General features: G+C 64.9%; 11 protein-coding genes. 3 read left to right on the plus strand and 8 right to left on the minus strand.

The window, feature by feature from the left end:
* Entirely contained in the window at positions 1-1,209 is a 1,209-nt protein-coding gene (locus tag G579_RS0109535; RefSeq protein WP_038019252.1) for an EAL and HDOD domain-containing protein, read from the minus strand.
* A gap of 211 nt (positions 1,210-1,420) precedes the next feature.
* Here G579_RS0109535 and G579_RS0109540 point away from each other — a divergent pair, with 211 nt between their 5' ends.
* Positions 1,421-1,810 carry a rhodanese-like domain-containing protein gene (locus G579_RS0109540; RefSeq protein ID WP_028990006.1) on the plus strand — a complete coding sequence of 130 codons (390 nt, stop codon included), beginning with the start codon at positions 1,421-1,423 and terminating at the stop codon, positions 1,808-1,810.
* Between the two features lie 127 nt (positions 1,811-1,937).
* Here the strand turns inward: G579_RS0109540 and G579_RS0109550 are convergent, their stop codons facing one another.
* Positions 1,938-2,879 (minus strand): carbohydrate kinase family protein, encoded by a 942-nt coding sequence (locus G579_RS0109550; protein WP_028990007.1) that lies wholly within the window; start codon positions 2,877-2,879, stop codon positions 1,938-1,940.
* A 281-nt stretch (positions 2,880-3,160) separates the two neighbouring features.
* On the opposite strand from G579_RS0109550, the gene G579_RS18305 reads away from it, so the two are divergent.
* On the plus strand, positions 3,161-4,324 hold the full coding sequence (locus G579_RS18305) for an OmpA family protein (RefSeq protein WP_051181336.1): 1,164 nt from the start codon (positions 3,161-3,163) through the stop codon (positions 4,322-4,324).
* Between the two features lie 57 nt (positions 4,325-4,381).
* Here the strand turns inward: G579_RS18305 and G579_RS0109560 are convergent, their stop codons facing one another.
* From G579_RS0109560 to G579_RS0109570, 3 genes are all read right to left on the minus strand, one after another.
* On the minus strand, positions 4,382-4,921 hold the full coding sequence (locus G579_RS0109560; protein ID WP_028990008.1) for a C40 family peptidase: 540 nt from the start codon (positions 4,919-4,921) through the stop codon (positions 4,382-4,384).
* A 64-nt stretch (positions 4,922-4,985) separates the two neighbouring features.
* Positions 4,986-5,450 carry a TlpA family protein disulfide reductase gene (locus G579_RS0109565; protein WP_051181340.1) on the minus strand — a complete coding sequence of 155 codons (465 nt, stop codon included), beginning with the start codon at positions 5,448-5,450 and terminating at the stop codon, positions 4,986-4,988.
* 139 nt (positions 5,451-5,589) lie between these two features.
* Positions 5,590-6,171: a cob(I)yrinic acid a,c-diamide adenosyltransferase gene (locus G579_RS0109570; RefSeq protein WP_028990010.1), complete on the minus strand. Its 582-nt coding sequence runs from the start codon at positions 6,169-6,171 to the stop codon at positions 5,590-5,592.
* Between the two features lie 453 nt (positions 6,172-6,624).
* On the opposite strand from G579_RS0109570, the gene G579_RS16860 reads away from it, so the two are divergent.
* Positions 6,625-8,643 (plus strand): putative bifunctional diguanylate cyclase/phosphodiesterase, encoded by a 2,019-nt coding sequence (locus G579_RS16860; protein ID WP_051181342.1) that lies wholly within the window; start codon positions 6,625-6,627, stop codon positions 8,641-8,643.
* Here G579_RS16860 and G579_RS16865 read toward each other — a convergent pair whose 3' ends face one another.
* Genes G579_RS16865 through G579_RS0109590 form a run of 3 tightly spaced genes read right to left on the minus strand, consistent with a single transcriptional unit; the run spans position 8,644 to position 11,263 of the window.
* Positions 8,644-9,426: an ABC transporter ATP-binding protein gene (locus G579_RS16865; RefSeq protein WP_038019256.1), complete on the minus strand. Its 783-nt coding sequence runs from the start codon at positions 9,424-9,426 to the stop codon at positions 8,644-8,646.
* Positions 9,423-10,409 (minus strand): FecCD family ABC transporter permease, encoded by a 987-nt coding sequence (locus G579_RS0109585; protein WP_051181344.1) that lies wholly within the window; start codon positions 10,407-10,409, stop codon positions 9,423-9,425. The genes G579_RS16865 and G579_RS0109585 overlap by 4 nt, the downstream gene beginning before the upstream one ends.
* Complete coding sequence (locus tag G579_RS0109590) at positions 10,409-11,263, minus strand: cobalamin-binding protein (RefSeq protein WP_028990012.1); 855 nt, start codon at positions 11,261-11,263, stop codon at positions 10,409-10,411. Before G579_RS0109590 ends, G579_RS0109585 begins: the two co-directional genes overlap by 1 nt.
* Positions 11,264-11,359 lie beyond the last annotated feature (96 nt).

The following is an 11,359-nucleotide window of genomic DNA, read 5'->3' on the forward strand; positions in this document are numbered from 1 at the left end:
CTAAAGGGTGGCGGCCCAGGCCATGGCTTCCAGGTAGGTTTTGCTGATGACGTCCCCCGTCAGGCTCAGCTGGGCGCCCAGGGCCCGCATGGCGTCGGTGTCGCCGGCCTCCACGGCTTCCACCAGGCTCAGCACGGGGCCGTAGGGCCCCTGATGCAGGGTCAGGGCGGCTACGATGGCTTCGGGCAGGTGCAGCTCCTGCAGAATGCGCGACAGAGGGGTGTTGAGCAACGGCTCCATCAGCGAGAACATGCCGACGATGAAGAGCTGGTCGAGGCTGTCGCGCTGGTTGAACTGGCCGTTGCCGGCCTGCTGGCCGAGCAACTCGGCCAGGCGCCCGCGGGCGGCGGCGGTGGCTACCAGGGCGGACGGCGGTGCATCCGAGGTGCCGGCAAAGAGGATGAGGGTAAGCCAGCGATACAGTTGCTGCCGCCCCAAGGCGACCAGGGCGCGGCGGATGCTGCTGATCTCGTGCGTCTGCCCATGGCCGGCGGAGTTGATGTAGCGCAGCAGCCTGAAGGACAGAGCGGCATCGCGGCTGATGCTTTCCTCCAGGGCATCGATCTCCGCCTGGCCCATGAGCTGGTTCAGGATCTGGATGATGGTCAGCTTGCTGCTGTCCGGGCTGCGGTCCTCCAGCAGGCCGGGGCGGGCGAAGTAGAAGCCCTGGAAATAATCCAGACCGAGTTCCTGGCAGGACTGTGCCGTGGCCGGGCTGTCCACCCGGGTGGCGATCAGCTTGGCGGGAAATTGGCGCAGGGCTTTGCTGTAGGCTTGCATGCGCTCGGCGTCCGCCTGCCGGGCGTCGATCTTGATGAAGGCCATCAGGGGCAGCAGCGCCAGACTGACCGGGTTGGGAGTGAAATTGTCCAGGGCCAAGCGGTAGCCGCGAGCACGCAGGCCGTTGCAGCGCTCGACCAGGGCCGCGTCCGCCTGGTCGCCGGCCTTGATCTGGAGCACCAGGCGGTCCCGGGGAAAGAGGGAAAGCGTTTCCTCCTCCAGGAGCTCGGGGGCGAGTTGGACGAAACCCTGCTTGTCGGCCAGCACCTGCTCCGCGCCAAGGCCGCTGAACAGGCTGACCAGCACCGAGGCCGAGTCCAGCACGGCGTCGTCCGGCGCGGATTCCGCCTTGTCGCGCTGGACGAAGAATTCGTAGCCGAACAGTGCCTGTTTCCGATCGAGAATGGGGTGGTGGCCTAGGTAGTGCATGGGAATGCGCGGGTCTCGTTCACTTGGGCCTCTTTTGAGGCAACAGCCTAACATACTTCCTTGGCAAAAGGGCAACAGTCGGCCAGGCGCCGCCATGCCCCTGATGGTGTAGATAGGTGGCGCGGCGCGCCTTGTCCATCCGGTGGGCAAAGCGGGTGCTTGGGCATAAGATAGGAGCAACGTGGCCGGATATTTGAACAAGGAGGGCAGAATGGCCAAGACTTTGGGGGACTACGTGGCGGAGGCGCGCCGCCGGATTCAGGAAGTCGACGCGGAGACGCTGGACGACTGGACGCGGACGCGGGATGAACTCCTGATCGTGGACGTGCGTGAGCCCGAGGAGTATCGGGATGGTCATATTCCCGGCGCCATTCTGGTGCCGCGCGGCATGCTGGAGGGCGCGGCTGACCCCGGTTACCGGCACCGCCACCCCGCCCTCTGCGATGCGCGGGCCCGGCCGGTCGTGCTGTACTGCGCCAGCGGCGGCCGCTCCGCCATGGCCACGGCCACGCTGCAGGACATGGGCTTCGAGGAGGTTTACAACCTGGCGGGCGGCTTCGAGGTCTGGGAGGCGGAGGACCTGCCCGTTGACGAGGGATGAAGGCGTGGGGCGCCCGGTCATGGCCTGCCGACTTGCACGACACGCCGGCGCTGCTTGCGGCCGACCGGCAGGACCGTGAACGCCCCCGCTTCCCGGAGGGCGTCCGCGGCCACTCCGCTATCGAGGGCTACTCGCAGCTGTAGCCGAAGTTTTCCGCAAAGCGGGTGCTGAACTCGCTCCAGGCGAAGGTGTGGTTCTGCGTACCGTGGGTTTCGATCTTGATGGCGCCCATGAGCGAAGCCACTCGGGCGGTGGTCTGCAGATCCATGCCTTGTTCCAAGCCGAAGAGCAGTCCCGCGCGATAGGCGTCGCCGCAACCGGTCGGGTCCAGCACCTGGGCGGGGCGCGCAGGCGGCACCTCCAGCATCTGGCCGTTGGCCAGGATCAATGAGCCTTCCTCCCCGCGCGTGATGATCAGCGCTTCCACCCGTTCCGCCAGTTGGGCGGCCGTCAGCCCGGTACGGGCTTCGATCAGCTTGGACTCATAGTCGTTGACGGTAACCACCGAGGCCAGCTCGAAGAAGTTGAGCAGATCCGGCCCATCGAACATAGGCAAGCCCTGGCCCGGATCGAAGATGAAGGGAATGCCGGCTTCGGCGAACTGGGCGGCGTGCTGCAGCATGGCCTCGCGGCCGTCGGGGGAGACGATGCCCCAACTGACGGCGTCGAGCGGCGCTTGCCGGATTTGGGTCAGATGGGCCTCGCTCATGGCGCCCGGGTGGAAGGCGGTGATCTGGTTGTCGTCCAGGTCTGTGGTGATGAAAGCCTGGGCCGTGTAATGCTCATCGAGGACCAGGATGTGGCGGGTATCGATGCCCCAGCGCGCCAGCCATTCCTGGTAAGGACCGAAATCGCGTCCCGCCGTCGCCATGATGAGCGGCTCGCCGCCGAGCAGCTTCAGGTTGTAGGCGATGTTGCCGGCGCAGCCGCCGAACTCCCGGCGCAGGCTGGGCACCAGAAAGGAAACGTTCAGGATGTGCACCTGCTCGGGCAGAATATGGCGCTTGAACTGATCCGGAAAGACCATGATCGTGTCGTAAGCCAGCGAACCGCAAATTAGATTGGCCATTCTGGAAATGCTCCGTTATTCGAAGTCAAAGAAAGGAATATTTAAATCCACAAAAGATGCTGCTTTTTGCCCACAGCCATCCGACCTCAGTCCTAATACCTTAGCTAGTAGAAAAAGGCTTCACTTTTGCATATTATAGCCGCACAAAGAATTTTTTTGGTCGAGGCAGTGCCGGACAAAGGCAAGGAATGTTGTAATGATGACACAAATTCCTGCGCCTTTCAGTGCTTATTTGAAGTGCAGAAGATCGTTGATAAACACGAACCAACAAGGAGAATCTTATGCGCAAGTCGACCCTTCTGGTGGCCGCGATCGCAGCCACACTCAGCACCAGCGCCTTGGCTCAAAGCCCGGTGGGCAGCAATCGCGCCACGGTGGGTGAAATTTACGGCAACATCTACGGCGGCGCGACTTTCTACGATAGCGACGCCCTCTTGGGGCTCGGCAGCAAGAACAATGCCGGTACCGGCGGTGTGCGTCTCGGCACCCGGCTGGCCCCGCACTTCGGTGCCGAACTGGACTTCGACTATTCGCACACGCCTTTCAAGACGCTGACCGATGACCGCTTCCGCGGCCAATTCACCGGTGCCCTGGTCGGCGTGCTCTACGCCTTTGACCGGGACAGCACCCCCTTCATGACCATCGGCGTGGGTGCTTCCAGCAACCGCTTTCCGCAAAGCACCGAGCGCACCGAGCATCTGATGACCGTTTGGGGCCTTGGCTACAAGCACCGCGTGGGCCGCAGTCTGGATCTGCGTGTGGATGCCCAGGATCAGATGCTGTGGAATACACCGGCTGACCGGGGCGGCGTCCTCAATAATTTGAAGCTCACCGCTGGTGTCGGCTTTGCCTGGGGCGGCCGCAAGCCCATGCCCCAGCCCGTGGCCGCGCCGGCTCCGACGCCCGCGCCCGCACCGGCCCTGCCGCCGGCGGTGCCGCCCGCGCAACTCGAGCCGATGCCGGCGCCCGCGCCTGTGACGGAGGTGGAGCGCACCCTGTTGGAGCACCGGCCGGTGGTGATCGAAGCGGCCAATTTTGATTTCGATTCCGCCAAGATCAAGCCGTCGGCGCGTCAGCAGCTGGATGAGATCGCCCAGTTTGCCCAGAAGTATCCGGATGCCAACTTCACCGTGGATGGCCACACGGACAGCATCGGCACCATCGAGTACAATCGCAAGCTGTCTTTGCGCCGCGCCCAAGCGGTCAAGAACGAGCTGGCCAAGCAGGGCGTGGCGGAGGACCGGATGCAGGTCAGAGGGCTCGGCGAGAGCCGGCCCATCGCGTCCAACAAGACGGCGGCCGGCCGCGCCAAGAACCGCCGCGTGGAAGTGCGGACCACGGTCACCGTGGAGCGGACGACCCGCGAAGTGCGGCCGGGCGGCATGCAGCAACCGGGTGGGATGCAGATGCAGCCTGGAGGAATGCAGCCGGGCGGCATGCAGTAATCGCGCTGCAACGCAATGCAACGGGCCCGTCAGGGCCCGTTTTTGTTTGATGGGCCTTTAACGTGCGGCTATTTGTCCCGGACTTTCCGGGCGCCTGAATCCTTCCAGGCGGGCTTTCCAGTAGGTTTCGTTCAGGTTGGAGATCTTGACGTGCTGGCTGCGGCTGCTGGGCGCGTGCACGAACTGGTTGTTGCCGATGTAAACGCCCACGTGGGAGAAGGGGCGGCCGCTGGTGTTGAAAAAGACCAGATCGCCAGGGCGCAGCTGTTCCGCTGAAATGGCGGGCAGGGCGCGGGCCATCTCGCTGCTGGTGCGCGGCAGGCGCAGGCCGTCTTGGCCGTAGACATGATAAACGAAGCCGCTGCAGTCGAAGCCCTCGCGGGGGGAGCTCCCACCGTAGCGGTAAGGCGTGCCCTGCAGGCTCAGAGCGTAGCTGACCACTTCCGGCTTGGCCTGCGGCAGTTGGGCGTAGCCGTCCGGCGCGCGGCTCGCGGCGGTCTGGGGGCCGGTGGTGAGGCTGGCGCAGCCGCTGAGGGCGACGGCGGCAAGCAGGGACAGGGCGCGCAGGCAGGCGCCAAGGCTGGTGGCGTGGGACATGTGTTCCTTCCTTGTTCTTGTGCCGCTTCCATTCTGGGAGGAAGTCGGTTCAGGGAACCCTACCCTACAACAAGGGATCGATCAAGCTTTTCAGTCGCCCCGGATGCAAGGGGCCGGTCACCCGGTGCACGATGCGGCCCTGCCGGTCCACCACGAAGGAGGTGGGAATGCGGTTGATTTCGCCCAGGCCCGCGGTGCCTTCGGCGGTGCTCAGCAGGGCGACGGGAAATGGGGTCTTTTCCGCGGCGACGAAGTCCTGCACCGCGGCGAGCTCGTCGTCGGCCAACGCCAGGATGGTGAAGCCCTGGTGCTGGTGGGCGCGGTAATAGTCGGCCATGGCGGGCATTTCCCGCCGGCACGGCGGACACCAGGGGGCCCAGACGTTGATCAGGACCACCTGTCCGCGATGCTGGGCAAGATCGAAGTTCCGGCCGTCCAGGAGCTGGGCGCGGATGGGCGGCGCCGGCGTCATGGGGTCGCTGATCCAGGCCGGCGGGCGCCACCACAGATAGGCGACGGCCGCGATCATCAGCCAGGTGCTCCAGTGAGGCATCCAGTGGCGGCCTGGGCGCCACCAGGGTTTTGAGGGAGTGGTCTCGGGCATGTTTATCGATAAGGGTGACTGGAAACTTTGGGGTGAGCGTTCGCTGTTTAGGGTGTGGGCAGCTCTAGCCGAGGTGCCGGCCCGGTTGCCAGAGTACATCATCCCGGCCATGGCCGTTCAGCACTCGCGCCAACACGAAGAGCAGATCGGAGAGCCGGTTCAAATACGTGATGTTGTTCGGATTGACGGTTTCTGTGCGGGCCAGCGTAACCAATTCCCGCTCAGCGCGGCGACATACCGTGCGAGCCAAGTGGCACGTTGCGGCGGCGCGTGTGCCCCCGGGCAGGATGAATTCCTGTAAGGGTGACATCTGCTCATTGTAATGATCCAGGGTTTCCTCCAGCCAAGTCACGGCGCGCGTCTGGATGCGAAACTTTGCTTTGGTCGCTTCCTCATCTGCCGGCAGGACGGGACAGCTCAGTTCTGCTCCCAAGTCGAAAAGTTCGTGCTGGATGCTGCTCAACACCTCCCGCACATCTTTGGGAACCGCTTCCGCGAGCACCATGCCGAGTGTGGCATTCAGCTCGTCCACTGACCCCATCACGGCCACGCGCGGGTGGTCCTTGGGCAGGCGCGATCCATTGCTGATCCCGGTCGTTCCGTCGTCACCGGTGCGGGTGTAAATCTTGCTCAGGCGGTGACCCATGTCTCGCTCCCAAAAATTCGTCCGGCCAGTTAAAGCGGGGTAGCCTCGCATAGCCTGCCACCACGTTGCGGCAGCGGTCCAGCAGATAAATCTGCCGCTCTGGCCATGAGCCGTCCAGACGGGGATGCCGGCCGAGCCTATCGGCAGGCCCAAGCCACCGCAGCAGGTGTCGACGCGGCCGCAGGCGCTGGAGCACGAAAGGCCGCTTCGCTTCCTTGGGTGGGCTCGGCCATCGGGTGTCCGCTGCATATGCGGCTCCCATACTACCGTTCTTGCGGCCGATTACGAAGCCCCTTGAGCCGGAGTGCAGGCAGCCTGGCCGGTCTGCCGCGAGAGGACCGTTCGGTAGCGGCGGAATTTTTTCGTCTATCATTGAAAAACGAGGATCTGGCTCGGGAGCCCCTCCCCGCATGGCCAGTACTACAACGATAAGCTTTGTCTAACAGAGTGGATATGCCGAAACAAAACGAGCGCAAGCTGCCTTACATCGAACCCACCATCCGGACCATCATCGGCGTATACGTTACCGCCTGCGGGATCCTCTTCTACCTGCATCCCGATCAGCGCTGGATCTGGATCTTTCTCCTGGCTTTCGCTGGCGTCAATCTGCTCATCTCTGCCGCCACCGGCTTTTGCATCATAGAAAAGAGCCTGAAACTCCTCCGCTTCCGCAGCGAACTCGACGAAATCACGGAATTGAACAAGGCGCGCGCCGCCGCCGAGGCGCGCGCGGATTACCTGAACACCCTGAGTCTCTTCGACGAGGTGGTGATCGAACTGTCCTTGCGCGGCTGCATCGTCCAAGTCTCCGATTGTTGGGGCAAGCTGCTGGGAGGCAGCGCGGGGCTGATCACCGGCCAGCCGGACACCTGCCTGGCCGATTACCTGGAACGGGATGACCGGCCATTGCTGGAGGAAGGGCTCGCGAAACTCAGGGGCGGCGAGCAGGATACGGTGAGCGTCCGCTTCCGCTTGCAACGGCAGGATGGAGGGGAAAGCTGGGTCGAAGGCCGCTTCACCCTGCATCGGCAGGAAGGCCGGATCCAGGGTATCCGGGGGGTGCTGCGTGACATCACCGAATCCTACCTGCAGGAAAAGCGCATTACCCAGATGGCCCTGCATGATGCCCTGACCGGCCTGCCCAACCGCATCCTGCTGGAAGACCGGATGGATCGCGCCATCTGCCAGGCCAGGCGGATGAGCCAACGCGTGGCCCTCATGTTCGTGGATCTCGACAACTTCAAGCAGGTGAATGACGTCTACGGCCACAAGGCGGGCGATCAACTGTTGCTGGCGGTTACCAAGTGCCTGCAGGAGTCGTTGCGCGAATCGGACACTCTCGCGCGTTGGGGCGGCGATGAGTTCGTCATTCTGGTTCCGGAAGCAGACAACCTGGACAGCGTCCGCGCCTTGGGAGAGCGCCTGCTGGAAAGCGTGCATAAGAAACTCTTCCTGGAAGATGTGGATGCCTACATCTCCCTGAGCATTGGGGCTGCCATGTTCCCGGATGATGCGGAAAGCTGCGAGGCGCTGCTCATCCAGGCCGACAAGGCGCTCTTTCACGCCAAATCCCAGGGGCGCAACAACATCCAGCTGTTTTCCAGCTTGCAAAGCCAAGGACTGGTAGACAAGGAGTTCGATCTGGGATCGCGTCTGCGTGCCGCCGTCAGGCAGGGGCAGATACAGGTGCACTACCAACCCCTGGTGGATGCCAGGAGCGGCTGCATCCAGGGACTCGAGGCACTGGCCCGCTGGCATGACGAGAAGCATGGCTGGGTCGGTCCCGGCACTTTCGTGCACATGGCGGAATGCCTGGGCCTGATCCATGCGCTGGGCCAGCAGGTGATCGAGCAGGCTCTGGCGCAACTGAGGCGCTGGCAGGAGCAGGGATTGTCGCTGCGCTTGTCGGTCAACATCTCAAAGCGGCAACTGTTCTCGCCGGATTTCGTCCACATGCTGCTGCGGCTGACGGAGCAGCACGCCATCCAGCCCCGGCAATTGACGCTGGAGGTTACCGAAAGCCTGGCCATGCAGGATGCCGGGCAGGCGGCCGCCTGCCTGGCCGAACTCTCCAAGGCGGGCTTCGTCATCTCCCTCGATGATTTCGGCACGGGCTATTCCGCGCTGTCGCACTTGCATGAAATGCCCGTGAACGAGCTCAAGATCGACCTCTCCTTCGTGCGGCGGATCAAGACGGCAGGAGGTCGCAGCATGGTTCAGAGCATTGCTGACATGGGGCATGCCCTGGGTTTGTGCCTGGTGGCGGAAGGGGTGGAGGACGGCGAGAGTGCCCAAATCCTGCGGGAGATCGGCGTGGAGGTCCTGCAGGGATATTACTTCGGCCGTCCGATGCCGGCCGCGGCCTGCCACGATTGGATCTTGCAGAGAAACTGCGTGAGGCGGGAGTCGACGGAGCCGCTTGGCGGACAGCCCACTTCGGCCTCGAACAATCTCAGGTCGGCCATGGGCTGATCAGTCAGGCCCGGGCCGGCCCCAGTAGAAAACCGGAAAGCCGGGTCCGTCGACTTGGCCGACCGGACAGTCGTAGAGCGACGTCAGCACACTGGCCTGCAGGACTTGCCTCCGGTCTCCCTGGATATGATTGCCGTCGGGGAAAAGCAGCAGGATCCGGTCACAGAAACGGGCGGCCAAATTGACGTCGTGCAGCGCGACGATGGCTGCACCGGCTTGGGTAATCACCCGCTGGCGCAGCCATTCCATCCATCGCAGCTGGTGGCGCGGGTCCAGATGATTGTTGGGTTCATCTGCCAGCCAGAGTCGGGGCGCCTGGACCATTGCAGCCGCCAAGGCCACCCGCTGTCGCTCGCCACCCGACAGCTCCTGCAGGAGCCGCCCGGCCAGGGCGGACAAGTCCATCGTGGCCAAAACCGCCTGCACGCGCGCTTGTTCCTCTGCGCCAACCCGCCCCCACAAGCCCAGATGCGGGTGGCAACCCAGCAGTACACGGTCCCAGACTCGCATGGGCACTCCCATCTCCTGCTCTTGCAGGATCAATGCGCGAAAACGGGCAAGCTCGCGCGATGGCCAATCCCCGAGGGCGCGCCCCGCCAGGCGGATGGCGCCGGGCGGGCTGGGGAGCAGGCCGGTCAACTGCTGCAAGAGAGAGCTTTTCCCGGTGCCGTTGGGACCGAGCACGGCCCAGACTTCTCCTGTCCGGATTTCCAGGTCCAGATGGCGGTAAAGTGTGCGGCCGCCGCGGTCGAGGGCAAGTTGAGCGGTGCTGAGCAGGCTCATTGACGCTGGCGATGCAGCAGGTAAAGGAAAAGCGGTGCCCCGAGCAAGGCGGTCACGGCACCCACCGGGAGCTGCAAGGGCGCGGCGATGCTGCGCGACAGCGTGTCAGCGAGGATCAGCAGATCGCCGCCGAGCAGTGCCGCTCCTGCCAGCAGCCAGCGTTGGCTGCTGATGTCGAGCACGCGCAGCAGGTGCGGTACGAGCAGGCCGATGAAGCCGATGCTGCCTGCCACGGCAACCGCCGTGGCAGTGAGCGCGGCAGTCAAGGCGAAGAGTCCCCAGCGCAGTGCCGTCACCGGCAGGCCCAGCGCGCTGGCATGCCTTTCCCCCAGGTTCAGCAGCTCCAGCCCGCGGGCCAGAGGCAAGGCCACCGCGAGCCCTATGGCCAGCATGGCCAGAGCCGGTGGCCAGGCATTGCTTTGGGAGAGATCGCCCATGAGCCAGAACAGCACGCCGCGCAGCTGTGCATCCGGGCTGATGCTGAGCAGAAGCGCGAGGGCGGCGCCAAGAGCGGCGGCGAGCATGACGCCGTTGAGCAGCAGGCGTTCCGGCAGCAGCTGCGGACTGCGGGCCAGGGTGAAGAGGATCAGCGCCGTTCCCAGTGCTCCCAGAAAACCCGCCATGGGTTGCCACGGTGCGGCCGCGCCCAACAGCATCGCCAGCAAGGAGGCCAGCGCCGCCCCTCCTGAGAGCCCGAGGATGTAAGGATCCGCCAAAGGATTGCGCAGCAGGGTTTGCAGGACGGCGCCTGCCAAGGCGAGCAGGCCGCCGACGGCAAAGGCTGTCAGCACCCGCGGCAGGCGCAGGGTCCACAGGATGTCGCGGCTCAGCGGATCGGGCCGCCAGAGCCGGTCGGGGCTCAGAGGCTGGCTGCCCCAGAGGAGGCCGGCGAGTAAGCAGAGGGGGGTGAGGAGCAGGAGCGCGGCGAAGAGGATCCGCTCCCGGCGCTGCCAAGGCAGGATGCTGGTATGGACGGTGTCCATCAGCGGGTTCCAGCCAGGGTTTGGCACAAAGCCGCCACGCCTGGCAGGATGCGCGAGCCGGGCCGGTGCAGGCGGTCGGCGTCCAGGCGGTAGAGCCGCTGGTGCTTGACGGCCGTCAGCTGCGGGAAGCGGCGCCACTGGGCGAATGGCTCGGGGCCGTCGTCGCCGGCCAGGATCACGTCCGGATCGGCGCTCAGCACCGCTTCCATGCTGACCACGGGGCTCGGGGCCGGCAGGCCGGCGAAGATGTTGGCGCCGCCGCAGTGGCGGATGGCGTCGCTCAGGAAGGTATGGCCGTTGATGGTAATCAGCGGCTTGGGCCAGAGTTGATAGAAGACCCGCAGCGGCATCCGGCCGGCGGGCGGACGCAGGCGCGCCAGTCCCGCGGCGAGTTCGCGTGCCAGCAGCCGGCCCCGTTCCTGCCGGCCGCTCAAGGCGCCGAGTTGTTCGATGAGGCGGGGGATGTCGTGCAGCCGCTGCGGGTTGGAGTAGAAGACCGGGATGCCCCGGCCGCTGCTCAGCCGTGCCAGCGCGGCATCGCGTCCGGCCTCGCCGAAGACGAGGATGAGGTCCGGGCGTGCCGCCAGCAGCCGCTCCATATCCCAGCGACCCAGCGCGCCCATGCGGGCGGTGCCCGGCACGAGGGCGACGCTGCTGTCGTCCACGCCCACCAAGCGGGCGCCGGCACCCAGATCCAGCAGTGTTTCCGTGAGGCTGGGCGCCAGGCTGACGATGCGTTGCGCCGGCGCCGCCAGGCTGAGCACCCGGCCGCTGTCGTCGGTGACCGTGATCGCGGCCCGGGCCGGGGCCCAAGGCAGGCACAGGGCCAGAAGCAGGAGGAAAAGCCGATGCATGCCGGCATCTTGCTGCATCGCCCCCGGGCTTGGCAAGGGGTGCTGCCGATGGCGTGTGCCACCGGAAGCGCATTCATGTTGTGGATGAAAAATTCT

The organism is Thermithiobacillus tepidarius DSM 3134 (genome assembly GCF_000423825.1).
GTDB lineage: Bacteria > Pseudomonadota > Gammaproteobacteria > Acidithiobacillales > Thermithiobacillaceae > Thermithiobacillus > Thermithiobacillus tepidarius.